This window comes from Phenylobacterium sp. Root700 (assembly GCF_001429025.1).
GTDB lineage: Bacteria > Pseudomonadota > Alphaproteobacteria > Caulobacterales > Caulobacteraceae > Phenylobacterium.
Map to the genome: position 1 here is coordinate 171,584 of NZ_LMHT01000035.1, position 26,190 is coordinate 197,773.

The 26,190-nt window shown below is 66.3% G+C and carries 30 protein-coding genes and 1 pseudogene; 14 read left to right on the forward strand and 17 right to left on the reverse strand.

The genetic code is table 11. The features are described 5' to 3' along the window. From ASE02_RS22155 to flbT, 3 genes and pseudogenes are all read right to left on the reverse strand, one after another. Positions 1 to 142: pseudogene (locus ASE02_RS22155) on the reverse strand (flagellin); the annotation flags it as partial. A gap of 310 nt (positions 143 to 452) precedes the next feature. Continuing rightward, positions 453 to 824 carry a flagellar biosynthesis regulator FlaF gene (flaF, locus tag ASE02_RS20525; protein WP_056736925.1) on the reverse strand — a complete coding sequence of 124 codons (372 nt, stop codon included), beginning with the start codon at positions 822 to 824 and terminating at the stop codon, positions 453 to 455. After that, the gene (gene flbT, locus ASE02_RS20530; protein ID WP_056736927.1) at positions 784 to 1,209 is read right to left on the reverse strand and encodes a flagellar biosynthesis repressor FlbT; all 426 of its coding nucleotides are present in this window, start codon (positions 1,207 to 1,209) and stop codon (positions 784 to 786) included. Before flbT ends, flaF begins: the two co-directional genes overlap by 41 nt. A gap of 284 nt (positions 1,210 to 1,493) precedes the next feature. Here flbT and ASE02_RS20535 point away from each other — a divergent pair, with 284 nt between their 5' ends. From ASE02_RS20535 to ASE02_RS20550, 4 genes are all read left to right on the forward strand, one after another. Continuing rightward, complete coding sequence (locus ASE02_RS20535; RefSeq protein WP_056736929.1) at positions 1,494 to 3,164, forward strand: tetratricopeptide repeat protein; 1,671 nt, start codon at positions 1,494 to 1,496, stop codon at positions 3,162 to 3,164. Between the two features lie 45 nt (positions 3,165 to 3,209). Beyond that, positions 3,210 to 3,767, forward strand: coding sequence for a hypothetical protein (locus tag ASE02_RS20540; RefSeq protein ID WP_056736931.1), 558 nt, complete (start codon positions 3,210 to 3,212; stop codon positions 3,765 to 3,767). 142 nt (positions 3,768 to 3,909) lie between these two features. After that, positions 3,910 to 4,782 carry a MoxR family ATPase gene (locus tag ASE02_RS20545; protein ID WP_056736933.1) on the forward strand — a complete coding sequence of 291 codons (873 nt, stop codon included), beginning with the start codon at positions 3,910 to 3,912 and terminating at the stop codon, positions 4,780 to 4,782. A 73-nt stretch (positions 4,783 to 4,855) separates the two neighbouring features. Continuing rightward, positions 4,856 to 5,650: a hypothetical protein gene (locus ASE02_RS20550; protein WP_056736935.1), complete on the forward strand. Its 795-nt coding sequence runs from the start codon at positions 4,856 to 4,858 to the stop codon at positions 5,648 to 5,650. Between the two features lie 6 nt (positions 5,651 to 5,656). Here ASE02_RS20550 and ASE02_RS20555 read toward each other — a convergent pair whose 3' ends face one another. Both ASE02_RS20555 and ASE02_RS20560 read right to left on the reverse strand, forming a co-directional pair. Beyond that, on the reverse strand, positions 5,657 to 6,031 hold the full coding sequence (locus tag ASE02_RS20555) for a hypothetical protein (RefSeq protein ID WP_056736937.1): 375 nt from the start codon (positions 6,029 to 6,031) through the stop codon (positions 5,657 to 5,659). 16 nt (positions 6,032 to 6,047) lie between these two features. Beyond that, positions 6,048 to 6,860, reverse strand: a complete 813-nt coding sequence (locus ASE02_RS20560; protein ID WP_056736939.1) for a universal stress protein — start codon at positions 6,858 to 6,860, stop codon at positions 6,048 to 6,050. Positions 6,861 to 6,976: 116 nt separating this feature from the next. On the opposite strand from ASE02_RS20560, the gene ASE02_RS20565 reads away from it, so the two are divergent. From ASE02_RS20565 to ASE02_RS20580, 4 genes are all read left to right on the forward strand, one after another. Further along, on the forward strand, positions 6,977 to 7,621 hold the full coding sequence (locus ASE02_RS20565; protein ID WP_369818607.1) for a YfbR-like 5'-deoxynucleotidase: 645 nt from the start codon (positions 6,977 to 6,979) through the stop codon (positions 7,619 to 7,621). A 4-nt stretch (positions 7,622 to 7,625) separates the two neighbouring features. Continuing rightward, on the forward strand, positions 7,626 to 8,138 hold the full coding sequence (locus tag ASE02_RS20570; protein WP_056736941.1) for a tyrosine phosphatase family protein: 513 nt from the start codon (positions 7,626 to 7,628) through the stop codon (positions 8,136 to 8,138). Continuing rightward, the gene (locus tag ASE02_RS20575) at positions 8,138 to 9,094 is read left to right on the forward strand and encodes a hypothetical protein (protein WP_056736943.1); all 957 of its coding nucleotides are present in this window, start codon (positions 8,138 to 8,140) and stop codon (positions 9,092 to 9,094) included. The genes ASE02_RS20570 and ASE02_RS20575 overlap by 1 nt, the downstream gene beginning before the upstream one ends. Before the next feature lie 93 nt (positions 9,095 to 9,187). After that, positions 9,188 to 10,393 carry a cytochrome P450 gene (locus ASE02_RS20580; RefSeq protein ID WP_056736944.1) on the forward strand — a complete coding sequence of 402 codons (1,206 nt, stop codon included), beginning with the start codon at positions 9,188 to 9,190 and terminating at the stop codon, positions 10,391 to 10,393. Between the two features lie 7 nt (positions 10,394 to 10,400). Here ASE02_RS20580 and ASE02_RS20585 read toward each other — a convergent pair whose 3' ends face one another. The 4 genes from ASE02_RS20585 to ASE02_RS20600 all read right to left on the reverse strand — a co-directional run bounded on the left by ASE02_RS20585 (position 10,401) and on the right by ASE02_RS20600 (position 13,131). Continuing rightward, positions 10,401 to 11,051, reverse strand: coding sequence for a hypothetical protein (locus tag ASE02_RS20585; protein ID WP_056736946.1), 651 nt, complete (start codon positions 11,049 to 11,051; stop codon positions 10,401 to 10,403). 17 nt (positions 11,052 to 11,068) lie between these two features. Next, positions 11,069 to 11,998, reverse strand: a complete 930-nt coding sequence (locus tag ASE02_RS20590; protein WP_056736948.1) for a sterol desaturase family protein — start codon at positions 11,996 to 11,998, stop codon at positions 11,069 to 11,071. Next, positions 11,995 to 12,402, reverse strand: coding sequence for a hypothetical protein (locus ASE02_RS20595; protein ID WP_056736950.1), 408 nt, complete (start codon positions 12,400 to 12,402; stop codon positions 11,995 to 11,997). The genes ASE02_RS20590 and ASE02_RS20595 overlap by 4 nt, the downstream gene beginning before the upstream one ends. A gap of 87 nt (positions 12,403 to 12,489) precedes the next feature. Beyond that, positions 12,490 to 13,131 (reverse strand): DedA family protein, encoded by a 642-nt coding sequence (locus ASE02_RS20600; protein WP_056736952.1) that lies wholly within the window; start codon positions 13,129 to 13,131, stop codon positions 12,490 to 12,492. Between the two features lie 92 nt (positions 13,132 to 13,223). On the opposite strand from ASE02_RS20600, the gene ASE02_RS20605 reads away from it, so the two are divergent. Beyond that, a complete protein-coding gene (locus ASE02_RS20605; RefSeq protein ID WP_056736954.1) occupies positions 13,224 to 13,772 on the forward strand; it encodes a DUF6886 family protein in 549 nt (182 codons plus the stop codon). A gap of 6 nt (positions 13,773 to 13,778) precedes the next feature. Here the strand turns inward: ASE02_RS20605 and ASE02_RS20610 are convergent, their stop codons facing one another. Then, positions 13,779 to 14,333 (reverse strand): chloramphenicol phosphotransferase CPT family protein, encoded by a 555-nt coding sequence (locus ASE02_RS20610; protein ID WP_056736956.1) that lies wholly within the window; start codon positions 14,331 to 14,333, stop codon positions 13,779 to 13,781. Between the two features lie 35 nt (positions 14,334 to 14,368). After that, positions 14,369 to 15,040 carry a DedA family protein gene (locus tag ASE02_RS20615; RefSeq protein ID WP_056736957.1) on the reverse strand — a complete coding sequence of 224 codons (672 nt, stop codon included), beginning with the start codon at positions 15,038 to 15,040 and terminating at the stop codon, positions 14,369 to 14,371. Positions 15,041 to 15,524: 484 nt separating this feature from the next. Between ASE02_RS20615 and ASE02_RS20620 the strand changes: the two genes are divergently transcribed. Together ASE02_RS20620 and ASE02_RS20625 are read left to right on the forward strand one after the other, a co-directional pair. Continuing rightward, positions 15,525 to 15,743: a hypothetical protein gene (locus tag ASE02_RS20620; RefSeq protein ID WP_056736959.1), complete on the forward strand. Its 219-nt coding sequence runs from the start codon at positions 15,525 to 15,527 to the stop codon at positions 15,741 to 15,743. A 191-nt stretch (positions 15,744 to 15,934) separates the two neighbouring features. Beyond that, complete coding sequence (locus tag ASE02_RS20625; RefSeq protein WP_056736961.1) at positions 15,935 to 19,024, forward strand: TonB-dependent receptor; 3,090 nt, start codon at positions 15,935 to 15,937, stop codon at positions 19,022 to 19,024. Between the two features lie 80 nt (positions 19,025 to 19,104). On the opposite strand, the gene ASE02_RS20630 is transcribed toward ASE02_RS20625, so the two are convergent. Beyond that, positions 19,105 to 19,641: a porin family protein gene (locus ASE02_RS20630; RefSeq protein WP_056736963.1), complete on the reverse strand. Its 537-nt coding sequence runs from the start codon at positions 19,639 to 19,641 to the stop codon at positions 19,105 to 19,107. A gap of 262 nt (positions 19,642 to 19,903) precedes the next feature. On the opposite strand from ASE02_RS20630, the gene ASE02_RS20635 reads away from it, so the two are divergent. From ASE02_RS20635 to ASE02_RS22745, 3 genes are all read left to right on the forward strand, one after another. Further along, positions 19,904 to 21,019, forward strand: coding sequence for a beta-ketoacyl-ACP synthase III (locus ASE02_RS20635; RefSeq protein ID WP_056736965.1), 1,116 nt, complete (start codon positions 19,904 to 19,906; stop codon positions 21,017 to 21,019). A gap of 12 nt (positions 21,020 to 21,031) precedes the next feature. Beyond that, on the forward strand, positions 21,032 to 21,580 hold the full coding sequence (locus tag ASE02_RS20640; RefSeq protein ID WP_056736967.1) for a GNAT family N-acetyltransferase: 549 nt from the start codon (positions 21,032 to 21,034) through the stop codon (positions 21,578 to 21,580). Between the two features lie 83 nt (positions 21,581 to 21,663). After that, positions 21,664 to 21,831 carry a hypothetical protein gene (locus ASE02_RS22745; RefSeq protein ID WP_200957731.1) on the forward strand — a complete coding sequence of 56 codons (168 nt, stop codon included), beginning with the start codon at positions 21,664 to 21,666 and terminating at the stop codon, positions 21,829 to 21,831. Positions 21,832 to 21,836: 5 nt separating this feature from the next. Here the strand turns inward: ASE02_RS22745 and ASE02_RS20645 are convergent, their stop codons facing one another. The 5 genes from ASE02_RS20645 to ASE02_RS20660 all read right to left on the reverse strand — a co-directional run bounded on the left by ASE02_RS20645 (position 21,837) and on the right by ASE02_RS20660 (position 26,160). Beyond that, complete coding sequence (locus ASE02_RS20645) at positions 21,837 to 23,249, reverse strand: pitrilysin family protein (RefSeq protein ID WP_056736968.1); 1,413 nt, start codon at positions 23,247 to 23,249, stop codon at positions 21,837 to 21,839. Between the two features lie 103 nt (positions 23,250 to 23,352). Further along, positions 23,353 to 24,546: a M48 family metallopeptidase gene (locus tag ASE02_RS20650; protein ID WP_056736970.1), complete on the reverse strand. Its 1,194-nt coding sequence runs from the start codon at positions 24,544 to 24,546 to the stop codon at positions 23,353 to 23,355. An 85-nt stretch (positions 24,547 to 24,631) separates the two neighbouring features. Next, positions 24,632 to 24,820, reverse strand: coding sequence for a DUF488 family protein (locus tag ASE02_RS23425; RefSeq protein WP_369818599.1), 189 nt, complete (start codon positions 24,818 to 24,820; stop codon positions 24,632 to 24,634). A 1-nt stretch (position 24,821) separates the two neighbouring features. Next, positions 24,822 to 25,073, reverse strand: coding sequence for a DUF488 family protein (locus ASE02_RS23430; protein WP_369818600.1), 252 nt, complete (start codon positions 25,071 to 25,073; stop codon positions 24,822 to 24,824). A 46-nt stretch (positions 25,074 to 25,119) separates the two neighbouring features. Then, a complete protein-coding gene (locus tag ASE02_RS20660) occupies positions 25,120 to 26,160 on the reverse strand; it encodes a mechanosensitive ion channel family protein (protein ID WP_056736972.1) in 1,041 nt (346 codons plus the stop codon). Positions 26,161 to 26,190: the final 30 nt, after the last annotated feature.

The following is a 26,190-nucleotide window of genomic DNA, read 5'->3' on the forward strand; positions in this document are numbered from 1 at the left end:
CGGCGCCGTTGTCCTTGGCGGTGGCGATCTTCAGACCGGTGTTGATACGGCCTTGGACCGTGCCGAGGTCCTTATTGGTGGAGTTCAGGTTTTGCAGCGCAATCATCGCGCCGGCGTTCGTGTTGACGGAATTCATCGCCATTGAACTAGATCCTTTTCTCAGGGACCGACGTCATTTTGACTGCCGGAGGCGTTTTGCCCGACGCTATCCAAGCAATCGTCAGGCCACTCCGGGGGCCTCATAACCCATTGTATTTATTGGAAATTTCGCGTTTACGCGGCGGAAACCATGTCCGCGGGGCCGAATCCCGGAACGGCACGGCAATAATTACCGGTTTGCTCGGCACTTTTTGCCGATCGGCAACTATCGCCCACCATGCAAATGGCGCCCAAACGCAAAACGCCGACCACGAGGGCCGGCGCTGCATAAAACGATAGGATTCTGGAGGCTGTCAGGCCGCGACGGGCGACGCCGCCTTTTGCCCAAGAGCCTGCATCATGTTCTTGTTGATCTCGATGAGGGTGTCGAAGTTGTCCTCACCCCGCATCACTTCGCTGGAATGCTTACCGATAAAGAGGCTGAGCGAAATGATGCTGGCGCGCACCTGCGGCGGCAGCCCATTCGAGGGTTCCGAGCAGTCTCGGGCCAGCGTCGACCAAAGACGCCGGTTCCAATCGATCGCATCAATCCGAGCCGCGAAGTCGGTGACCGGCGCCTCGGACGCAACGACAAGCGCGCGCGTCACCTGGCCGAACAGCCGATACTCCGCATCCTTCGGAGCCTCAGCTCTGGTGGCTGCTTGCTGGTAGGCTCGAAGCGACATTCCCCAACCTCTCGTCTTCGTATTCGATCAACTTCCGGCACATCATAAGCGCTTTATAATACTCGCGCGACATGGCGTGCTTGGAGATGGCGACACAGTCCGCCAATACTTCCGGGTTCCGAATAACTCCCATGAACTCGGTCAGGCGCTCGGCGAACTCATCGTAGTAACGATTGTTCGTGCCATCCTCGAGATACATCATCATCATCGGGAAATAGATGCGCCTGGACGGCGTCACCGCTTCGTCCGGCTGCATGATATCTTTCTCGCGCAGGACCGACGCCTTGTTCTGCAGCACCAAGGTCGTCCGACGATCCCCGTTCTGCACCACGGCTCCGTTGAGAACGAACTTCTCTCCAGGCTTCAGCGACAATTTGAGCGGCATTCCTCAGTCTCCAATAGAGGCGTGTCGCCCAAGTCTCGAAGCGGTCCGCAATGCGGTTGAGCTCACGCTAGCTGCGAGGGGTTAACCGCTTCTTGCGGCGGCGATCCTCCCAGACCCCATTAGCGGACCGTTAAGCATGATTTCACAAGGTCCGGTCAGATCGATTTCGAGTATTTTCAGGCAAGGTGACTTCGCAGGTGCGTAAATCCCCATTCGAGAGCGGCCCTATCGGCAACGCCGCCTCTCGCGAGGCGCTTGCCCGGATTCAGGACGAAGTCTCGTCCATGAAGACGATGAGGGCGGCCCTACGCCATGTGAAGAAGGGCCTCCTCTACGCCCGCGACAACAAGTTCAAAGAGGCCGAAGCCTGCGCCCTCCAGGCGATCAAGTACGACCAGGGCATTCTCCATTCCTGGCATTTGCTCGGCATCGCGCGTGACAAGCTGGACGACCGGGCCGGCGCGCTTGACGCCTATGAACGCGCCCTGGCCCTTGGCCCGGAAAGCTCGGAAATCGCCAACGATCTCGGCCGCTTAGCCTATCGCATGGAGATGTGGCCGCAGGCCGAGGCGCTGTTCCGCCACAGCCTGGCGCTCAGACCGGCCGCGCCCGAGGCGTCGAACAACCTAGGCGCCCTCCTCCGCCGCCAGATGCGTTACCAGGACGCCATCGACATCCTGCGCCCCTCCCTCATGGCCCATCCCGCCGAGTCCATTCTGTGGGTGACGCTGGGCACGGTGTTGGGCGACCAGGGCGACGCCGATCAGGCCGAAACCTTCTACGCTGAGGCTCTGCGGCTGAACCCCGGCTACGCCAAGGCGATGCACAATCTGGGCGGCGTCCAGTTCGCCAAGGGCTCCGAACAGGACGGCATCGACCAGACCCTGCGAGCGATTCCCCTCGCCGAGGTTCCGGAAGACGCGACGATGATGCGCTTCTCGGCCGGGTCCATGCTGCTGGCGCGCGGCGATCTGCCGCAGGGCTGGAAATATTACGCCGCACGCCTCGAACCGACCTTCAGCGAACCGGTCCACTTCCTGACCAACCGTCCACGCTGGCAGCCCGGAACCGAGATCGCCGGGCGCCACCTGATGATCTTCGGCGAACAGGGACTGGGCGACGAAGTCCTCTTCGCCAACGCCCTGGAAGACGCCATCGCCGACCTCGGTCCTGGCGGGCGATTGACCCTGGCCGTGACCGAGCGCCTGCTGCCCCTGTTCCAGCGCAGCTTCCCCGACGCCCGCATCGGCGCGCACGTGACCCTCATGCGCGAGGGCCGCGCCTATCGCACCGCCCCGTTCATCAAGGACTGGGCCGATGTCGACTACTGGGCCCCGATGGCCGCCCTGCTCGAGCACTACCGCCCGTCGGTGGAGTCGTTCCCCAACAGGCCGCAGGGGTTCATGCGCGCCGACCCGGTCCGCGTGGAGCACTGGCGCGAGGTGCTTTCCCAGCTACCGGGCGTCAAGGTCGGCCTCTTGTGGACCAGCTTGATCATTAGCACGAACCGCCGCCTCGCCTTCTCGCCGTTTGAGCAGTGGGAGCCGGTCTTGCGGACGCCGGGCGCCAGCTTCATCAATCTCCAGTATGGCGACAACGCCGAGCACCTGGAGTTCGCCCGGCGCAAGCTCGGCGTCGACATCTTCCAGCCGCCTGGCATCGACCTGAAGAACGACCTCGACGACGTCGCCGCCTTGTCGGCCGCCCTCGATCTGGTGGTCGGCATATCCAATGCGAGCTTCAACCTGGCCGCGGCCGTGGGCGCACCTTGCTGGCTGATCAGCACGCCCAGGGCCTGGCCGCGGCTGGGCACGGACCACAGCTATCCCTGGTACAGCCAGACCAAGGTTCTCTCGGGCGCCAAGCTCGGGACTTGGACCGACGTCATGGACGAGACGGCCAAGGCCCTGGCCGAACATGTTCAGGGTGGAACACGACTGGCCGCGGCGGGTTGATGAGGCGAAGGGCGTCTGCGGGCGCCCGATGTCAGGAACCACCCCATGCCCGGCATGCAGGACGGCTACGACGAACAAGACAGCGCCGAGGCCTTCGACGAGGACAATCTCGACGACCGTGAAGACCTGGCCGAGATCCGAACCTTCGAGGAGTTGCCCGAGGTTCTCGATCTCACCCGCGCCGATGGCGACCGCGACGAGGACGAGGCCTTGGCGCTCGACGCCAACGAGTTCGATGAGGACGCGTTCGACGGCGACGATCCGGAGGAAGACGACGAACTTCATTATCGCACGGCGGCCGCCGACGATGACGAAGACGACGACGCCTTCGACGACGATCAACTGGATCCTGATTCGATAGACGGCCTGGACGAGGTGGCCGACGCCGGCTTGGTGAGCGGCGGCGAAGACGACTTCACGAACTTTCAGTCCAAGGGCCTGAGCGACGAGGATCTTGAGCGCATGGGCTATGCGCGGCGCGCCATCGCCCCCGGGGACATTGAAGATAACCGTGATCCGCGCACGGAAAATGCGCTGGACGAGGGCCTCAAGGAGACTTTCCCCGCCTCCGATCCGGTCTCCATCTCGCCCCGGCGCGACTGAACATCACAGAGACCGTTGTCATAAAGGCCGCCGCGCGACGCTCAATCAGCTTGAATGTCCTGCGCACGCCTTTAGTTTGGCTCCAGTTGAAACATTTGTTCGAAAGCGGGCTTCATTCTATGCCCGCTCCTGGGGAGCCCGAATGAGCCAGCGTTTTGAAGGCACCGACAATTACGTCGCCACTGAAGATCTAAAGGTCGCGGTCAACGCCGCGGTCGCGCTGGAACGCCCCCTATTGATCAAGGGCGAACCCGGCACCGGCAAGACGGTTCTGGCCTATGAGATCGCCAAGGCGCTCGGCGCCGAGCTGATCACCTGGCACATCAAGTCGACGACCAAGGCCCATCAGGGCCTCTACGAATACGACGCCGTGACCCGCCTGCGCGACAGCCAGCTGGGCGACGAGCGCGTGAAGGACGTCAAGAACTACATCAAGAAGGGCAAGCTCTGGGAGGCCTTCACCTCCGACAAGCGCCCGATCCTGCTGATCGACGAGATCGACAAGGCCGACATCGAATTCCCGAACGACCTCCTGCAGGAGCTCGATCGGATGGAATTCTACGTCTACGAGACCAATGAGACGATCAAGGCCGAGATCCGCCCGATCGTGATCATCACCTCGAACAACGAGAAGGAACTGCCGGACGCCTTCCTGCGCCGCTGTTTCTTCCACTACATCCGCTTCCCGGAAGCCGAGACGATGAACGAGATCGTCGAGGTCCATTATCCGGGCATCAAGCAGAAGCTGGTCGCTGAGGCGCTGCGCATCTTCTACGACATGCGCAAAGTTCCGGGCCTGAAGAAGAAGCCGTCGACCTCCGAACTGCTCGACTGGCTGAAGCTGCTGATGGTCGAGGACATCGACGCTGACGCCCTGAAGGAACGCGATCCGACCAAGCTGATCCCGCCGCTGCATGGCGCGCTGCTGAAGAACGAGCAGGACGTCCATCTGTTCGAGCGCCTGGCCTTCCTGGCCCGTCGCGAAGGCGCCGGCACCCGTCCCGGCCAGCAATAGGCTTACGCCGAATTCACTCGACGTTACAAAGGGCTCCGGTCAGGTTCGACATGAACCGACCGGAGCCTTTTTCATGAAAACGACCCTGCTGATCGCGGCCTCAGCCCTGACGCTCGCAGGCTGCCAGGGCGCATCGCACGCCGTGGCCAAGCTCGACTGCCCTGTCACCGAAGGCGACCTCACACGGGTGAGCATCGAGCAGGACGGCAAGAGCTGCGCCTATCGCTCGGCCGACGGCGCCGAGGTCAGCCTGGAACTGGTTCCCATCGTCGGGGACGCCCAGGCCACCCTGGCCAAGGTCGAGACGCTCCTGCGCAGCACGCCTGGCCCCATGACCCCCGACGCCGAGGCCGCTCAAGCCGATGTCAGCGCCAAGATAGCCGACGCGACAGCCGCCAAGGCGAACGTCAACGCCGTCGCCGCCGAGGTGGCCCGCGTCCAATCCGAGGCCGCCGCCGACGCCGGCATCAGCCTGGACGGCGATAGCGACCACGAGGGTGACGACAACAGCGACGCCGCGGAGGTCAACCTGCCTGGCGTCCACATCGTCGCCGACGGCGACAAGGCCAATGTCCGCATCGGGCCGCTGAAGGTCGACGCCGATGGCGACGACACCGTGGTCAACATCTATCGCGACGTCCGCATGCGCGGAGAAGCGCTTTCGCGTGAGAAGCGCGGCCTGCGCGCGACCTTCATCTACACCGGCAAGGATCTGCCCGCCGGTTATCGCTATGTCGGCTACGAGGCCGGCGGACCCAAGAGCGGCCCGCTGACCATCGCCAAGGTGCGCTCGAAGATCGACACCGAATCCGGCGACCGCATCAATCACGACGTCCGCGAACTGGTGCGCCGCAACGGCGGGGTCTGATCCAGTTTAGCCGGCCGGCTGAACCTCCACGACCTTGTAGGTCAGCGGCCGGCCGTCCTCGTCGGTGACGGTGACGTACTCACCGACCGCGAAACGGTGCTCGCCCAGGCGATGCACCGGCTCGTCGTCGGCGGCGTCATCCTCGTCGTAGTCGAAGAACCAACGACTGCCGCGACGCATCAACCGCCCGTCCATGGCGTCCTCGTCGGGTGCGAAACGGCGCACCAGGCAGACCCCCTTGGCCTTGGAATAGGCCGCCTCATCCAACATCCCGTCGGCGGTCAGCGGCGCGGTGAGCGCATAGCCCCGATGGTCGTCGCCGCCCGAGAACTCCGTGCCAGGATTGCGGGCAAGCCGCATGACGATACGCGACAGGGTCATGACCTGAACCTCGGGCTTAGTGAGAAAGGAAGAGCGACGGGTGATCGGCGCTCAGCAGGGTCCGCGTCGTGCCGCCGAAGATGAACTCCTGCAGGCGCGGATGGCCGAAGGCGCCGGCGACGAGGATATCGGCGCCCGCCTTGCGAGCGGCGTAGAGCAGCAGAGGCGCCGCATCACCGCTGTCGGGCAGGATGTCGACATCGGCCTTGACCCCGCGCGCGGCGTAATAGGCCTGGAGCCGGTAGGGGTCGAAGCTGCGCGAGGTCGCCTTGGGCGCGGCCAGGATCACGACGTGCGGGGCCTTCTCCAGCAGCGGCAGCGCCAGGCGCGCGGCGCGCGAGGCCTCCTTGCCGCCGTCCCAGGCCACCGCCACAGGCCCGCCGACGCTGAACCCTTCACGCGCGATCAGCACCGGACGTTGTTCGTCGGCGACCATCTGCTGGAACGCCTCGGCCAGGGGGCCTCGACCACGGGCCGGATCGTTGTTGAACACCACCACATCGGAAAGCCGGCTCTCGGCCGACAAGCCGGCCCACACCGGGGTCTGGAGCGAGATGAACTGGCTCTTGGCGTAGGGAATCGCGGCGACGGCGGCGCGAGCGTTCTTCTCGCCGGCCTCGGCGGCTTCCTTCAGGGATTCCAGGGCCGTGGTCTGGATACCGCCCAGAAAGCCCTCGCCCATCCAGGGCATGACATCGGCGACATCGGCCGGCGTGTAGACGCAGGCAAGCTCGGCGCCGAAAGGCTCCGCCAGCTTGGTTGCAGCGGCGATAGCGGTCTTGTCCCCCTCGCCGCCCGACAGCGGCGCCATGATCCTAGCCCAGCTCATGTTCTTTCCCTTGCTCAACCTACGCAGCCAAGATGGACCCGAAGCTCATGCCGCGCATTGATCTTTGGCAAGTCCTGGGTCAGTTCACGACCTTGACCATGAAGGGGAACGCATCGGTGAGGAAAGGGCTGCGTCCAACGGGCAAGGAACCTCGCGCCTGGCAGAGGATGTTATCGGGACGGAGGCTCGATCTGCTCGACCCGTCTCCCATGGATATCGAGATCGAGGATATCGCCCACGGCCTGGCCCGCGTCGCGCGCTGGAACGGCCAGACGATCGGTGAACACGCCTTCTCGGTGGCCCAGCATTCGGTGGTCGTCGAAGAGATTTGCGCCCACATCCAGCCGGACATCGAGCCGAAATGGCGGCTCGCGGCGCTGCTGCACGACGCCTCGGAATATGTGATCGGCGACATGATCAGCCCGTTCAAGGCGGCGCTGGGCCTGGACTACAAGATCTTCGAGGAACGGCTGGAGACGGCGATCCACATCCGCTTCGGCATTCCGGCCAAGACGCCGCTGGCCATCAAGAAGCTGATCAAGACGGCCGACCGCGCCTGCGCCTTCTTCGAGGCCACGCAGCTGGCCGGGTTCAATCACCGCGAGGCGTTGGAATTCTTTGACGCCCCACCGGTCGGCTACGATCTGGTGATCGAGCCGCTCTCGGCGGCGCAAGCGCAAACCCGTTACATTCAGCGCTATCATGTCCTCTCCGAAGCGGCCGGATTCGCATCTGGCGCTTCGGCCTTCGACACCGAGTAGCTGAATGACCCTGATTGTCTGCGGATTGGCCGAGGTGCCCGGACTGATCGCCGCGCGGGCGCCGTCCCACGTCATCACCCTGCTGGACGCCGCCAGCATGATCCCGACGCCGGACGGCCTGTCGCCCGATCGCCATCTGAAGCTGTCGGTGAACGACATCGCCGAGCCGACCGAAGGCCTGATCCTGCCCAGCGATGATCTGGTCCGCCGACTGCTGGCCTTCGGGCGCACCTGGGACGAAACCGCCCCGATGATCGTCCACTGCTGGGCCGGCATCAGCCGCTCCAGCGCCAGCGCCTTCGTCCTGGCCTGCGATCGCAATCCAAGCGTCGATGAACGCGCCATCGCGCTCACCATGCGTCAGGCCGCCAAGCACGCCTATCCGAACCGGCGCATCGTGGCCCTGGCCGACGACGTGCTGGGCCGTCGCGGCCGGATGGTCGAGGCGGTGGAGGCGATGGGCGACTACGAATATTCCGGCGTCGGCGTCCCCTTCGACTTCGCGGTTCGGTACTGATGGACCCGGCCGCGGTCGTCATCGGCCTGTCCGCCGTGGTGGTGGCGATCCGCGACGGCGATGCAGCGGTGCTGACCGTGCGCCCGCCGGGACAACCCGCCGGCCTGCCCTTCGGCCCCTTCGATCCAGACGGCCATCGGACCTTCGAACTGGCGCTGCGCGCCTTCGTGACCGCCCAGACCCGGTTCGACCTGGGCTATGTGGAGCAGCTCTACACTTTTGGCGACAAGGGCCGCGACGCGCCGCTGGCCGACATGGGCAAGGAACTGGGCGCGGCGCGAGTGCTGTCGGTCGGCTACCTGGCCCTGACGCCCAACGCCGTCGACACCACCGCCCCCGACACCGGCTGGGCCAGCTGGACGCGGTTCTTCCCCTATGAGGACTGGCGCGAGGGCCGCCCCGAAGCGCTGGGCGAAATCGAACCGGCTCTGCGTTGCTGGGCCGACGGCAGCGTGGAGAAACTGTCGCGCGCCCGGCTGGCCTTCGCCCTGGAGGGCGCGCCGTGGAACGAGGAACGGGTGCTGGAACGCTACGAGCTGCTCTATGAGGCGGGTCTCGCCTCCGAAGCCGCCCGCGACCGCGCCGAGGCCCCAGCCCGCCCCTCGCCCGGCCTAGCGGCGGCGCTGGGCGAGCCGATGATCTCCGACCACCGGCGCATCCTGGCCACCGCCCTGTCGCGCCTGCGCGGCAAGCTGAAGTACCGCCCCGTGGTGTTCGAGCTGATGCCCGACGCCTTCACGCTCTCGGCGCTGCAGCGGGCCGTCGAAGCCATCGCCGGGGTGCCGCTGCACAAGCAGAACTTCCGCCGCGCCCTGGAGCGGGCCGAACTGGTCGAGGGCCTGGGCCGGGTCGATTCCGAAACCGGCGGACGGCCAGCCGAGCTGTTCCGGTTCCGCCGCGAAATCCTCAGCGCCCGCCCTGTTTCGGGTCTGGCCCTGCCGCTGCTGAGAGATTAAAATCCCTTATGCCGTAAGGGAAACTAGCGCTTTCGGCTTTCCATTTCGACAAACGAGCGCACTATCCCGGCAAAAGTACCAGGGAGACGCGTCATGACTCAGCCGCCCAGCATTGTCGGAACCTCGGCCTTCGATCCGGTGGCCAGGGTCAGCCCGCACGAACGGCTGAAGGACATGCGCGAGCAGTGCCCGGTCTTCCGCGACGAGCCGGTGAAGACCTGGTTCCTGACCCGCTACGAGAACGTTCGCGACACCGTCAACGACCGCACCCTGTGGCGTCACTGGAGCAACGCCGAGGAGGGCTCGCTGCTGCGCCGGATGGATCGCGACGACGAGAGCGACCGGATCGACAGCATCCTGTCGATGGACGAACCCGATCACTCCCGCGTCCGTCTGCCGCTGGCCAAGGCGTTCTATGCGCGGATCACCGCCATGAAGCCGCAGATCGAGGCGATCATCGACAAGGTGATCGACGAAGCGCCCGCCTCCGAGCCCTTCGACCTGATCGGCGATCTCGCCATCCCGATCCCGATCCTGGTCATCGCCCAGATCCTAGGGGTCGAGGCCGAGCGGATGCGGGAATTCCGTGAGTGGTCCGAAGCCTCGATCCTCGGTCTCAACCCGCTGCGCACGCCCGAAGAGACGACGCGCATGGAATGGGGCTCGGAGAAGCTGACGAGCTACTTCACCAGCCTGATGGAGGCCCGCCGCCTCGCGCCGCAGGAAGACCTGATCAGCGACATGGTGGCCCTGCAGGCCCAGGGCGTCCCGCTCTCCGATGCGGAGATCCGGGTCAATCTCTCGGCCCTGCTGATCGGCGGCAACCTGACCACCACCGACCTGATCGGCAATGGCGTCTGGCTGCTGCTGAATCATCCGGGCGAACTCGCCAAGCTGAAGGCCGATCCCAGCCTGGCCAGCGCGACCATCGAGGAAATCCTGCGCTTTGAGTCGCCGGTCGCCATCACCAACCGGGTGATGTCGGAGCCGCGCGACGTCGGCGGCTGCCCGATGGCCGCGCATCAATCGGTGATCACCTCGCTGCACGCCGCCAATCGCGACCCGGCGGTGTTCGAGAACCCCGACCAGTTCGACATCACCCGCAAGCACGTGCCGCACGTGGCGTTCGGCGGCGGCAGCCACATCTGCATCGGCGCGCCGCTGGCCCGCATCGAAGGCCGGCAGGCGTTGGTGAAGCTGTTCGAGAAGTTCCCCGACCTCCGCCAGGTTGGCGATGAGCCGACCTGGCGCGCCCTGCCCTTCTTCCGGGGCATGGAAGCGTTGTGGGTGCAGGGGTGATAGCCCCCTAGGGCAGCCCCGCCAGGAGCTCGGCCACCGCCTGCGGGTCGCTGGCCATCGCAAGATGGTTCAGCCTCGCCCGGCGCACCGGCCAGCCGCGCGCCTCGGCCCGCCCAGCGTTGGTCTCGAAGCCCTTGCTCAGTTGGATGAAGGCGGCGGGCAGCAACTCCCAGCCCGTCCCTTCCGGCGCGACGGCTTCGAGGAAAGCGAACGGAACGCGAGGAAGATCGGACAAGAACGCCGCCCGCACCTTGGCGTCCGCGATCCAATGCGGCGTCGGGTCCGAACCGAACCATTCGTTCCACCGGGCCAGGCGGCCGTCGGTCGTGAGCGCCCGAAGCTGCTCGATCTGCGCCTGCGGCGCGATGTCGAGGGCGCTCTTGCCGGGATGCGGCAGTACGGCGTCCACAAAGATCAGGCCGCTTAGCCGCGTCGACGCCGACGCCAGGGCCGGCGCGAAGCCGCCAGCGCTGCTGTGCAGGACCGCCACCCACGGCGCGACATCCACCTGATCAGCGATCCGCCGCGCCGCGCCCGCGTACCAATCAGGAGCAGACACGCCGCCATAATCTGCGACGACGGAATTGGGCAAGACGCGCTCAAGCTCCCGCCAGGAGTTGGCCCCGACAAAGGGACTGGGAACCAGCACCAGCCGCATGAGCGCTTCCCCGCCGATCAGGTGCTGGGATCGCCGGCGACGCCCGCGTCGGGATGCTTGGCGGACTGCGAGGCCCGCCACTGCGCGCGCAGCGTCATCGAGGTGTCGCGACTGCCGTCATGGCTCCAACCCGGCGGGCCGAAGACGTAACCCAGCGCGTGGCGGGGGTGGCGCACGACATCCTGCGCCATGGCGATCCACTCGTGAAAAGCCACCCGCAGCACATTGAAGCCGCTGAGGTTCTTGACGATCCCATAGCGGCACGCCTCTTCGTCCAGCTCCGGCTGGAAGGTGCCGAACAGCTTGTCCCAGATGATCAGGATGCCAGCGTAGTTCCGGTCCAGGTAGCGAGGATTGCGCGCGTGGTGGACCCGGTGATGCGACGGGGTGTTGAACACCGCCTCGAACCAGCGCGGCGTCCGGCCGACGACCTCGGTGTGGATCCAGAACTGATAGACGAGGCTGATCCCCTTCTGGATGGCGATCATCGCCGGCGGGAAGCCCAGGAACGCCAGCGGCAACCACAGCACCCAGGTTCCGGCGATGCCGCCGGTCCAGGTCTGCCGCAGAGCGGTCGACAGGTTGTAGTGCTGGGACGAATGGTGGTTCACATGCGCCGCCCACCAGAAACGTCGCTCATGGCTGAGCCGGTGGAACCAGTAGTAGATCATGTCCTCGATCAGGAAGATCGCCACCCAGGCCCAGATCGCGGTCATCGGGATGTCGAACAGCCGGTGCTGATAGGACCAGAGCGTCGCGGCCACGACCACGCCGGCGGTCAACAATCCCGCGACATTGCTGCCCAGGCCCATGGCCAGCGAGGCCATGGTGTCACGGGTCTCATAGTGCGCCCGCGCCACCTTCAGACGGGTCAGGACGATCTCGAGAATGATCGCCAGGATGAAGAACGGGATCGCGAGGGTGACGGGATCGAAGACCGGCTTCACGCGGCCTGCCGATTGTGCGGCGGGGTCGAGGGCGGCGGCCAGCTCTGCAACGCGATCCGCGCATTGGGGGCCGCGACATCGGAGAGGTCGAGCTTAACCACACCGTCACGGAAGCTGGAGGCGATCGCCTGGGCCCAGGGAATGTGGCGAGCCACATAGCCGTCGCCCACTTCGCACAGCACCAGGGCCGCCGCGCCGGACTTGGCCAATGCGCCGCGGCCGTCGACCGCCACCCAGACGCGCTCGATGGGCCGGCCGGGAAACTCCTCGGCGAGCAGCTTGAGCACCCGGGCGTCGTCCAATGGCGTCATGGGTTTGGCGATCCTGGCCCATGCGGCCAAACCGACCAGGACGGCCACAGCCGCGAACGAGGCGGCGAACTGTACTGCGAAGCCTTCAGGCACCTGCGTTTTCTCCCTTGGAACAGCAGGGTCGGCCTCAGGACCGGGGGCGTCAAGCGCGACGCGGCGTCAGCCGCATGGCGCCGGGAGCTACCTACGCCGGGCGGGCTGCGCCACACGGCGTTTCAAAGCCTCACGCACCGCAAATCCGGCGGCCAGAACCACGAACGCCGCGACGAGCACGATGGTGGCCGGGTCGCCTTCCCAGAGCAGCACCAGCGCCTTCAAGCCCTTGGCGCTGAAGTATCCCGGCGTCAGCAGGACCAGCACCCAGATCACCGCGGAGATCGAATTGGCCATCTGAAACGTCCGCCGCTCCATCTCCAGCAGTCCTGCCCCCAGCGGCACGAAGGCCCGCAGCGGTCCGAAGAACCGACCGATGAAGATGGACGCCGCCCCATGCTTGCGGATGAACAGCCGCGTCCGCGCGATCTTGCGGCGATGGGGCCGAAACGCGGGGCGTCGCAAGGTGCTCGGCCCCAGCCTGCGGCCGAACTCGTACGACAGGGCGTCGCCGATGATCGCGCCGCCGACGCACCAGAGGATGACCGGCGCGGGCGCGAGGTCTCCAGCGGCGATCAGGCCCCCGGCCATAACCATCAGCGCGGTCGCTGGAACAAAGGCCCCGAGGAAGACCAGCGACTCAAGCAGCGTCACCACGCCCAACATCACGCCCGCCCAAGCCGCATGACGCGCGATGAAGTCGGCGGCGGGATGAAAGAGCGTGTCCATGGAAGCCCTTGCGTTGCAGGCATAAGGACGAGGAACCGCGAGGGTGGTCAATGGACGTTGGCTCGCCTCGGTGGAGGATCCATAGTTCTGCGATGAGGCTGTTCCACTTCAGCGACGATCCTGACATCGCGGTTTTCGAACCCAGGCCGGTGAAGGTCCCGTCTGTTCGGCAGCCCGGTCGCGAATGGCTGAACGGGCCGCTGGTCTGGGCCATAGATGAGCAGCGCCAGCCCATGTACCTGTTCCCCAGGGAGTGCCCGCGCATCCTTCTGTGGCCGACAGCAGACACCAGCGAGACCGATCTGGCGCGATGGTGGGGCGCACGCGCCTCCAGGGCGATCGCCCATATCGAGTGGGCCTGGTTCGACGCATTCTGCACCACTCGGCTGGTCAGGTACGAACTGCCCGCAGAAGCCTTCGAGAGTCTGGACGACGCCGGCATGTGGGTGGCGCGCTCGCCGGTTCGGCCCATCGGGCGCGAAATGATCGAGCATCTGCCGACGGCGCTGCGCGACAACGATGTGGAACTGCGGGTGATGCAGGACCTCTCGCCCTTGAAGGGCGTGTGGTCCACGACCCTGCACGCCAGCGGGATCAGACTGCGCAACGCCTCGAACTGGCAGGAAACGCTTTCCGCCTAGGCGGGCCTAGAGCCCGAAGCGCGCCTTGATCAATTGAGCGCATTCGGCAGGCGACACCGTGGCCGTGTCGATCTCCAGGTCATAGACTTGGCCGGCGTGAACCCGATCATACTGCCACCGCGCCAAGCCGATCAGCCGGTCGCCGCGTTCGCGCTCGCGAGTCTCCAGCACGTCGAGGGATGCGAAGAACCCGACGAACCGGGTCTCGAACGGCGCCAGCAGCTGGCGATACTCCTGCTGCACGGCGGCCTCCAGCATCACCTCGTCGACGATCAGGTTGGCGCCTTGCCGGGCCATGGCGGCGATGGCGTGGCGCATGCCGCGCATCGTCTGGTCCAAGACCGGCCCAGTGTGGATGGCGACGGAGGGCCGGCCCTCGTCCTGCAACGTCTCGAAGGTCATGCCGTCGGGGTGGCCGACCATCGCCTCGGGCAGCATCTCGAGAAAGGCGTCCATCTGAACGTGCAGGAACGGCGCGGCGGCGATCTGCTGAAGCGCCTTGGCCGTGGAGCTTTTGCCGACGCTGCCAACCCCGTTGAGAATTATGACCTGCGCGCTCACGCCCCGCCTCGCTCCAGCTTGCCTTGCGACCTGGCCTAGCGCCGCTCGGCGCGCGCGGAGAGGATGGCCAGGGCCGCTTCCTGACGGGCCATCCGCAGTTTCAGTATCCGCCAGGCGGCGAAACCGGTGACGGACAGGACGGCCGCGCCGGCGATGGCGATCGTCAGCAGATCGGCTTCGCCCATCGCCTCAAGTTCGGCCAGGCCCCTGGCGGCGAAATAGCCCGGCGCGAGGATGACCAGCACCCAGACCACCGCCGAGACGGTGTTGGCGAGTTGGAAGGTCCGGCGGCGCATGCCCAGCAGCCCGGTGACCAGCGGCACGAAGGCCCGCAGCGGCCCGAAGAACCGGCCGATGAAGATCGAGGCGGCGCCGTAGCGACGGGTGAACAGGCGCGTGCGCGCGATCTTGCGGCGATGCTCGCGGAAGGCGGCGTGCCGCAGCGTCTGGGGGCCTAGCCGGCGGCCAAGCTCGTAGGAGATCGCATCGCCGATGACCGCGCCGGCCACACACCAGAAGATCACCTGCACCGGGTCGAGAACCCCGGCGGCGATCAGCCCGCCCGCCATCACCATCAACGCTGTCGCCGGAATGAAGGCGCCGATCAGCACAAGGGACTCCAGCAGCGTCACGACGCCCAGCGCCACGCCCGCCCAGGCGTGGTGACGGGCGATAAACTCGGCGACGTGATGAAAGAGAGCGTCCATGGGGTTCCCTGCGCCGCTCGCATATGGGCGCGCCCGAACCATCCGGCGAGGGGCAGTTGAAACATCTTTCGACAATTGCGCGCGCCGTGGCCGGCGCGCATCAGTCGAGGGCCAAATCGCCCCTCACGCCGCCCTCTTCAGCCCCAAAACTCCCTGCCGCGCCCCACTATGTCGCAGGCGTGCGGGGAGCCATCGAGCAGGTCAGGCGTTCCAGTTGCGCAGCCGAAAATCACCTGTGCGAAAAACTGAAGTGCACTCCCAGGACTTCTGGGGGTGGCGATCGGCGCACGACGTCCTATCTAACCCAGCATCAAGGTAGAGCTAGCGAGAAGAAGCACCATGCTTCGATGTCATCATAATCCGAGCCGAATGCCGGCCTGACTTCGCCTTGCGGCCGCCATTCCAGCGCCGCCGCCCTGCTTGATGGTGTCGTCCCTGAAGGGACGGCGCTGATCGTCAAAATAGTAAAGTAAAGGAGCTTTGTATGGCTCTGCAGATTTCTGTTGCGCCCGCCGGTGACGGTTGGGCGGTTCGTTCCGAAGCCTTCGACAATGAGTTGATGTTCGAAGCCGGCGCCCGCGCCGAAGCCGCCGCGCGTTCGCTCGCATCCCGCTACGCCCAGGCTGGCCGCCCGACGCAGGTGAACATCTTCCTGCGCGACGGCGCCCTGGCCGGACGCTTCATGCACCACGCGGCCGCCTGACGGCCGTCTGTCGGCGAACGGCGAGGCGATTTTCGTCGCTTCGTCGCTTTGTCGCCTAGGGGACGGCCTTTATCGCAAGGTCGTTTCACCGACTCCCAAGCCCTGACTTCTCTCCCGACCTCGGCGTGTCCCCTCACAAGAGACACGCTATGCGGGCTTGGGGCCCGCTCCTTAATACTGGAGCGAACAACGTGAACATCCTGACGATCCGGGGTCGGCTTCTGGCCTCGACCCTGCTCGCGAGCGTGGCGGTGGTCGGCGTCGCCGCCACCCTCGCCGTCCCCACCCTGGCAGTCGCCCAGGACTACACCTCCGGCAACCTGACCGGCAGCGTCGAGAACGAGAAGGGCGCGCCGATCGCCGGGGCGAACGTCACCGTGCGCTCAAGCCAGGGCGCGACCCGGACCACCACCACCGACGCGAACGGCCGCTATCAGATCAACGCGCTGGCGGTCGGCCCCTATGAGGCCAAGATCACCGCTCCCGACTACAACGGCCTGGACGCCCAACAGGTCAGCGTCGCGGCCGGCGGATCGAGCTTCGCCTTCACCCTGACCCAGGGCGCGGTCAGCGAACTGGTCGTCACCGGGGTGCGCAAGGTCCGTGACTTCGCCCGCACCGACACCGGCCTGACCGTCGAGGTGCAGGAGCTGGCCGAGCGGATTCCAGTCGGACGCAGCATCGCCAACGTCGCCCTGCTGACGCCCGGCGTCTCGCGCCCCGACGCCACGATCAACGCCGGATCACGCCGCAACCAGACCACGCTGGTGGTCTCGGGCACCTCGGCGGCCGAGAGCGTCTATTACATCAACGGCCTGAACGTCACCGACATGCGCAACCTGCTCGGTTACGCCGACCTGCCGTTCGACGCGATCTCCTCCATCGATGTGAAGACCGGCGGCTATCAGGCCGAGTTCGGGCGCGCCACCGGCGGCGTGGTCAACATGGTCACGCGTTCGGGCTCCAACGAATGGCACGGCGGGGCGACGCTCACCTACGCGCCGGAATCGCTGCGGACCCATACGCCGCAAGCCTTCACCGCCGGCGGGGCGTCGGTTCCCGGCGCCACGCTGTACAACGACATCGCCAGCCTGGAGACCTTGGACAGCTCGGTCTATCTGAGCGGCCCGGTCCTGAAGGACCGCCTGTTCTTCTTCGGCATCTACAATGCGAGGTCGACGAAGGAATATCTGCCGATGGCCTCACAGGGCCTGAGCGGCGACAACCTGTTCACCGGCGTCCAGGAATACCGCAAGACCCAGAGCCCGCGCTGGCTGGCCAAGTTCGACCTGAACATCACCGACACCCAGCGGCTTGAGGCCACGCTCTTCTCCGACAAGTCGAACACCGACGAGAGCTTCTTCAACCGCGACGTCCGCCGCGGGATCACCGGCCAGGGCCTCGGCTATGTCGAGAAAGCCGGCGGCTTCAACCAGATCTACAAGTACACCGGCGCCTTCACCGACTGGTTCACCCTCTCGGCCCTCTATGGTGAGACCAAGTCCAGCCAGGAAGATGCAGGTCCCTTGGTCGGCACCCCGCGCGTGCGCGACCGCCGGACCAGCACGACCCTCTTCATGACCCCGGCCAACACCACCATTCCGCTGCAGCCGGTCGGCGAGGACGTGCGCAAGACCTACCGCGTCGACGCCGACTTCTACCTGCGCGACATGCTCGGCGATCACCATTTCCGGATCGGCTACGACAAGGAGGAACTGCATTCCTCCGACCTGCACGGCTACAACGGCGGCTACTATCTCGACATCCTGCACCGGGCCGTGCCGGGGACCACGCTTCCGGTCCAGGACTTCGCCGTCCGCACCGTGCTCGGCTCCGGCGGCCAATTCGACGCCGAGCAGACCGCCATCTACGCCCAGGACTCCTGGGACCTGACGCCGGACCTGACCCTCCAGCTCGGCGTGCGGCTTGACCAGTACGACTACCGCAACCGCGACGGGCTGAGCTACATCAAGGTCGATGACCAGTACGCGCCGCGCCTGGGCTTCACCTGGGATCCGCGCGGCGAGGGCCGCGATAAGGTCTACGGCTCCTTCGGCCGCTACTACCTGCCGATCGCCACCAACACCTCGATCCGGGCGGTGTCCGGCGAAGACTTCCACCAGGAGTTCCGGGCGGTCAGCGTCAACGCCAACGGCTCGCTGGTGGTGGACGCCAACGGCGTTCCGGTGCTGGGCGAGCGGCTACGGCCCGACGCCATCCTCGCCCGACCGATCGCCCCGGCGCCGGGCGAGATCAGCGCCCAGAACATCAAGCCGATGTACGAGGAGGAGTTCATCCTCGGCTACGATCATGAATTCGCGGGCGGTCCCCTGGACGGCTGGCGCGGCGGGGCGCGCTACATCAACCGCAACCTGGCATCGACCATCGAGGACACCGATCTTGGCCGTGGCGGCGCCATCGAGCGCTACTGCATCCGCACCCACAACCCGCTCTGCCAACCCAGCGGGTCGGGCTCCGACAGTTCCAACGACCTCTTCACCGGCCACTATGTCCTGCTGAACCCAGGCAAGTCCGCCGATCTGATGCTGGACCTCGCCCATGGTCCGGGTGGTCCCAACCTCGCCCCGGTCACGCTGACCGCCCAGGACCTTCGTCTGCCCGAGGCCAAGCGCAAGTACCAGGCGTTGGAGTTCACGTTTGAGCGTCCGTTCGACGGGCTCTGGATGGTCCAGGGCTCCTACGTCCTGGCCAGGTCGAAGGGCAACTATGAGGGCGCGGTGAAGTCGGACATCGGCCAGACTGACACCTCGCTGACCCAGGACTTCGACGCCTACTTCCTGGCTGACGGCGCCGACGGCTATCTGCCCAACGACCGTCGCCATACCTTCAAGCTGTTCGGCGCCTACCAGATCACCGAGCAGCTTCGGATCGGCGGCAACTTCTACGCTCAGTCGGGCCGGCCTTACGGCTGTATCGGCTTCAACGAGGAGGATCCCTCGGCCGGCGCCACCCCGTCGGCCTGGCGCTGCATTCGGGGCGGCCAGAGCGTGCTCACCCCGCGCGGTTCCCAAGGCCGCACGGGTTGGGTGACCAACACCGACGTCAACCTCACCTACGACATCATCCAGGAGCGTGAGGGCTTCGGCTCGGTCTCGGCGGCGGTGGACGTCTTCAACCTGTTCAACGAGCGCAACGTGACCCGCGTCGTCGAACAGGGCGAGACCAGCAGCCTGCCCGGCACGCCGGTGCTGTCCTACGGCAAGCCGCGTTCCTACCAGTCGCCGCGCAGCGTCCGGTTCACCCTGCGCTATAGCTTCTGATCGACCCCACTCGGTCGGAAGCAAAGAGGGCCGCTCCCGGTGGGAGCGGCCCTCTTCTCTCTCCAGGCTAGTTCAGGCGCTTAGAACTTGCGCACGTAGCCCACCGACCAGACGTTGGCTTCGCCGCCGCCGTCGGTGAAGTCGTGACGGGTGTAGTCGGCGCGCACGCCGTTGCCGCCTTCAAAGAAGTACTGGCCGCCGACGCCGTAGTTCCAGCTGTCGCCGTCGACGCTGGCGCTGGCGCCGGGCACGGTCACCTTGCCTTCCGTGGTCCCGTAACCGATGCGGGCGTAGAGGTCGGCGTTCGGCGCGACCGGCAGGAAGCCCACGCCGTAGATGGCGGCCTGATGCTTGAGCTTGGCCTTGCCGTCCACGCCGGCGATGCTCACGTCATCCTTTTTCACGCCGAAGCCCAACTCGCCCTCGACGCCGAGATATTGGCCAAAGCGCGCGCCCAGACGGCCCTGGATCGCGCCGACATCGGCGCCTTCCATGTCGTGATGGCTGTAGCCCAACGAGCCGTAGCCGGTGACGCTGGTGTCCTGGGCGTTGGCCATGGCGGGAACGAAGGCGGCGACGAGAGCGGCGGCCGCCGCGGTGGTGATGAGAGACTTCATTGTTATTGCACTCCGTACTCTTAGCTCGGCCGCCCCAGCCGCAGGGGTAGGTCGCCCCCAAACGCGGCGGCAAAAGGTCAGTTCGCCGGCATCCCCAAGACCATTCTGCGTTGTGTCATTCACGCCACAGGCGTCGTGACGCCCGAACCAGCGGGTCCGACGCCGATGGAGCTACTCGCCGGACTTCACCGTGCTATCACTGTGTCTCAAGCTCCCCGCGGACGGATTCCGGCGTAGAGGAGCGTTCGTCGGAGACAGCGTTTTGCATCAAGCCGTGATCGCGGCCACGGGCCTCTACACCCCGCCGCACAGCCTCTCGAACGCCGAGCTGGTTCAGACCTTCAACGCCTATGTCGAGCGGTTCAACGCCGCCAACGCCGAGGCGATCGCCGCCGGCGAAGTCGCCGCCCTCACCCCCTCCTCCGTCGAGTTCATCGAGAAGGCTTCGGGGATCAAATCCCGGTTCGTGATGAACAAGTCGGGTCTGGTCGATCCCGAGGTGATGCGCCCGGACCTGCCCGAGCGGCCCAACGAGGAGATCTCGATCCTGGCCGAGATGGCGGTGGAAGCCGCTAGGCAGGCCATCGAGCGCTGGGGCAAGGACGTCAGCCAGATCGGGGCGGTGATCTGCGCGGCCTCGAACATGCAACGGGCCTACCCGGCCATGGCCATCGAGGTGCAGCAGGCGCTGGGGATCGAGGGCTTCGCCTTCGACATGAACGTCGCCTGCTCCTCGGCCACCTTCGGCATCAAGACCGCCGCCGACTTCGTGGCCTCCGGCTCGGCCCGCGCTGTCCTGATGGTCAATCCGGAGATCTGCTCGGGCCACCTGAACTTCCGCGATCGCGACAGCCACTTCATCTTCGGCGACGTGGCCACCGCGGTGATCGTCGAGCGCGAAGAAGACGCTGAGGGCGGCTGGGAGATCCTGGGCACGCGGCTGAAGACCCAGTTCTCGAACAACATCCGCAACAACTTCGGCTTCCTGAACCGCGCGGCGCCCGAAGGGATCGGCGCAACCGACAAGCTGTTTGTGCAGGAAGGCCGCAAGGTGTTCCGCGAGGTCGTGCCGATGGTCGCCGAGATGATCGTCCAGCACGCCGGGGACCTTGGCCTCGACCCGACCAGCCTCAAGCGCCTTTGGCTGCACCAGGCCAACATCAACATGAACGAGATGATCGGAAAGCGCGTCCTGGGCCGCGAGCCTGCACCGGGCGAGAACGTCATCATCCTGGACGAGTACGCCAACACCTCGTCGGCGGGCTCGATCATCGCCTTCCACAAGGCCAACGAGGATTTCCAGCCCGGCGACACCGGCCTGATCTGCTCGTTCGGAGCCGGCTATTCGGCCGGCACCGTGTTCGTCCGCAAGCGATAGGACGGCGAGATCATGAGCGCCGCGCTGATCGTACCCACCCTGCGGTCGGCGCGCCTCGTGATGGTCCCGCTCTCACCGATCCATTCGAACGGCATGTTCGAAATGTGGAGGCGTGAGGAGGTCTGCCGATATTCCGGTCCGGCCGCCGACTACGACGGGCGCCCGATCACGCTTCCGGCGCAAACCCCCGCCGACAGCGACAAGATCATCGACTTTTTCGTCCGTAGCGCCACGGACGGGTCTCGCTTCCGCTGGGCGCTGCTGAGCGCCGTCGATGAGCGATTCGCGGGCATCGCGGGCTTCAACAGCCTCGGACCGCGCTCGGAGTACGCCTATCACCTGCATCCCAGCTTCTGGGGCCAGGGGTTGATGACGGAAGCCTCGCAGCTGGCGATGACCTGGCTTCGCGGCCGCCCCGAGTGCACGCAGGTCGAAGCCTACATCGAGCCGGCCAACCTCGCCTCGACCAAGCTCGCCGCACGGCTTGGCCTTCGTCCGACCGGAGAGGTTTCAGACGGCGCGGAACAGTATCTCGCATCCATCTCGGAACTACGGGTGTAGGAAGGCGATACGCGCCACGCATCGCCTGTCGGCGTATTCAGGCGCCGTCGCCAAGGACGGCGAGTCGCTCAACGGACACGCCGATGAAACCGCCGCACAAACCTTCCGATCTCCGGGGCTCCGCGCAGCCGTCCAGGATCTACGCGCCCCCAACCCCCAAGGTCACACGCCAGAAGGCGGCCAAGGTCCTGACCGCCGCCGAGCGCGCGGCCTTCCTGGCCTCGCGCCCGGACCTCAAGCCAAAGAGCTGAGGCCCCTAGCGCGCCGCTCTGAGGTCAGGTGCGTCGAGGTCCAGATCGCCGCGACCAAGCACCTGCATGGCCGGCGTTTGCAGCGTTAGGGCCGGCGCGAAGGCCTGAGCATCACCGACGATGATGATGTTAGCTCGCGCCGGGTCGAGCACCTGTTTGGCGAACGCCTGCACCTGCTTGGCGGTCACCGCCTCGATCCCGGCTGGGAGGGCGTCAATTTCCCCCAACGGGAGATCAAAGAGGGCCAGATCGCCAATCACCGCCGCCAGGCCCCGGGTGGTCAGGAGTTGGCGGGAATAGCCGGCGATCAGTTCGCCTTTGCGGGCCGCAAGCTCGTCCTGCGCCACCGGGTTAGCCGACAGCCCGCTCATCTCGACGCGGATCAGCTCCAGCGCCTCGGGGACCGCCACGCTCTGCGGCGCCAGATTGGCGCTGAGATAGCCGGTCGTGCGCCGAGCGGAGAAAACCGACGAGGCGCCCTCCCCCAGTTCGGCCCGACCGGCCGCCGCCCGGCTCAGCCGACCCGAGCCCTCGCCGCCCAGGACCGCATTGGCCACCAGCGCCATGTAGTAACGGGGATCGTCCCGGGAGACCGCACGGGCGATCACCCGCACCGACGCCGTCGAAACGCCCGGCAGGTCGACCACCCCGCGCCAAGGCGGCGCGCGCGGCGTGATAGCCGGCGCCTTGGGGGGCGGCCCGGGCGGCGAGGTCCAGGTTCCGAAAGCCTGCGCGGCCAAGGCGAAGGCCTGTTCAGGCGCGATGTCGCCCGCCAGCACCAGGACGGCGTTGTCGGGTCGATAGTGTTTGGCGTGGAACTCGGCCAGACCGGCGGCCTGCAGCCGCGGCAACGAGGCGGCCGTACCCTCGGCCGCATGACCAAGCGGCGTGCCCGAGAAGATCACCGGAGCCCCAACCTGATAGCCGAGCCCGCCCGGCTCGCCATAGGCGGCCGCGAGCCCCTCGAACGTCCACTTGCGGCGAGCATCCAGGGCTTCGGGGCGATAGGCGGGATGACGTATCACCTCGGCCATGATCAGCAGCGCCGGTTCGAGATCGCCTTGCCTGACCTGCAGGGTCACGACCGAGGCCTCCAGGCCGCCGCTCCCCGCCAGCTTCGCATCGAGCGCGGCGACATCCCGTGCGATGGCCTGTGCGTCGCGGCGGCTCGTGCCGTCCGTCAGCATGCCAGCGGCCATCACCGCCGTTCCCGCCAAGCCCGGCGGATCGGCCCAGGCCCCCGACTTCACCATCAACCGTGCGGTCACCTGCGGATCGGGCGGGCCACGGGCGACAATGACCCGAAGCCCGTTGGGCAGCGTGGTTTCCCGATAGGCGACACCGGAAGCCCCGGCGCTCGCCGGACCGGCGATGAACAGCAGGCAGAGCGCCAGGACGTGCAGGAACAGACGGGTCATGAGTCTCTCGGCCAAGCGTAAAGCTTGACCGTAACGCAATCCCTACGGGTGCGCGACACACCCTAGCGGTCTTGGCGAGTCCGCTACCCTGCCACCGCCACCCCTACCGAACCTCGTCGACCTTCGACTGGGCGGCTTTCCAGTCCATGGCCATGCGCACGCGGCTGCCGACCGCCGGATGGTCGTAGAACAGCGTCTCTTCCAGCTTCGAGGGGGTCGCGGCGCGATACTCGATGGTCTTGACCAGGGCCTTGGCCAGGCCGTCCGGCTCATTGACGTGCTCCAGGGAATAACGGTCGGCGTCGACCTCGGCCTGACGGACGATCGAGGAGACGATCGGGCTGGCGAGCAGGCCCAGCACCGCCATCAGGATGCCGATCACCGGGAAGCCGGCCGGGTCGGAGAGGCCGGTGATCCCCTTGGCGCCGGTCAGGCGCAGGACGGGCATGAACAGCCGGTCGACCAGGAAGAACCCGATCAGGGCCAGGGTTCCGAAGGCCAGCGACATCCAGATGGTGTGCATGTGGACATAGTGGCCCATCTCGTGACCGACCACGCCGCGGACCTCGGCCAGATCCGCGCCCTTGGTGAACATCACGTCGCTCATGGCGATGCGGGCGGTGCCGAACAATCCCGAGACGTTGGCGGTGTAGCGGTTCGACTGCTTGGAGCCGTCGTAGATGAAGATCTTGTCGTGCGGCACGCCGTTGGCCTTGGCCATCTCGACGATGGCGTCGCGGACCTCGCCGTGCGGGGCTTCCTTGTAGGTGTTGAACAACGGCTGCACGAGGACCGGGGCCAAGACCATGGTCACGATCAGGAAGCCGGCGACCACGCCGCCGCCCCACAGCCACCAGCTGCGCGCCGTGCGCCGCATCAGCCAGTAGAGCAGCGAGAACATCAGGGTCATCACGACGATGTAGATCACCGCGCTCAGGGTGAACTCGCCCAGGAAGCCGCCGAGCGGCTGGCTCGTCAGGCCGTAAGACTTCTCGCGCCACCAGTTGGCGTAGGCCGTCCAGGGAAGGGTCAGCAGGGTCTCGAGCACCCCGTCGACCAGCAGCACCGCCGCCACCGCCAGCCAGGGCCGGGCCTTGCGGCTCTCGATCTTGTTCCGAACCCCGACCAGGACGCCTGAACGCAGCACCAGCCAGGCGACCACGACGGCGACCAACGCGCTCCACAGCAGCAGCCAGTGGCCGCCCTGGGTGTAGTCGGTGGCCTTGGCGTGCGCCTCGGGCGGCAACTGCGCCAGATAGGCCGCCGTCGCCGCGACCGGATCGAATCCCTGGGCCATGATGCTCGCTCCCCCACTACTCAAGCGCGAAGAGGCCAGAGAAGGCCGAGCTTGTCAGGTGAAAAGTCCGAAAGGAAGCGGCGGCTCAGAGATGCTCGACCGGGCAGCCGAGATCCTCGCAGATGCGCTCGGCCAAGATCTTGCGGTGACAGCCATGGTGGTCGGCCTCGAAGCACAGCAGCGCCACCTTCTTGGTCGCGACCAGCTCCTTGGCCTGGGCCAGTTCGAGTTGGGCGCCCGGCTCGGTCAGGTGATCCTCGAAGATGGCGGTCATCTCAGCGATGTGACCCTTGCGCGCCGCGTCCCGCCCGGGGCTTGGGGGTGCCCAGCTGGCGCAGGTGCACATAGCCGATCCCGGCCTCCGCCAGGCTGGCGGCCAGCAAGGTCTTGGAGAAGCCAGCGAGGCGCGAGGACGCCACCGCCCGTACATCGACCAGGGTCTCGACCCCGGCGGCCTTCAGGCGAGCGATGACGACGTCCTGGGTCTGGCGTTCATAGCCGATGGTGGCGAGGGGCTGCGTGGTCATGGAGCGAGGATGGCAGACCTCCCGCCCATGGCAACCGTGCAAGTCGCTACTTCGTCTTCGGGGTCTTCGGCTGTTGCGCGCGCTGGGCGGCGGCGTCCTGGCGGGCGCCGCGAACCAGATCTTCGGCCGCGTCGTTGATGCTGCGTTGAGCTTCCTGCGCCGCGGTCTCGGCGCGATGCCCCTTGAGGCCGAGCGCGCGGCGGGCGGCGTCGCCCTCCTCCCCGAACACGCTGCGCACCCGCAGTTCCTGTTGCGGCAGCGGAATCTCGAAGCCGCCAGAACGCAGGGCGCTCTCGATCGCCCAGGTATAGGCGGCGTGGGTGGCGTTGGGACGTTTCACCGCCTCCAGCGCCGGCCAGACGACCAGTTCGAAATTCAGCCCGTGGGTGGCGAACCCGACCAGCCAGACCTGGGTCTTGCGCGCCGACGTATCCTTCAGGGTGAAAGGTATGTCGTGCGCGGCCCGCAACACCGCCTCGCGCACCTTCTCCTTGTCGGCGCCATAGGCGACGATGAAGGGAATATGCATCCGCCGGGCGCCGTTCTGGTGGGTCCAGTTGGTGACCGGCGCCTCGATCAGGCGGGAATTGGGGATCAGGACGTCGAGGTCGTCATTGTTGCGGATGCGGGTGGCGCGGGGGCCGATCTCGGCCACGATCCCGCGCTCGCCGGTCTGGAGCTCGATGTAGTCGCCGATGCGGATCAGCTTGTCGAACAGCAGGACCAGGCCGGAGATGAACTCCTTGACGATGCCCTGCATGCCAAACCCGAGGCCGACGCCCAGAGCCCCGGCGAACAGGGTCAGGGACGAGAGATCGAGGCCCAGCGTCGAGAACGCGGCGATGACCCCGAACACCACCAGGCCATAGGTAGTCAGCTTCTCGAAGATGTAGATCGAGGGCGCGGCCTGGCTGGCCCGTCCTCGAACCCGGCGCAGGGCCGAGGCGGCCAGCCGTGAGGCCAGGATCGCCACGGCGATGATGACGATCGCCGCCGCGAGCCCCCCGACCGTGATCGAGGATTTGCCCAGCCGCACCAGCTCATAGTTGGTGAAATGGAAGAAGTCGGTCGCGATCAGGTCGCCCATGCTTGCTCAGCCGATCCCGAGTTGAGCCCG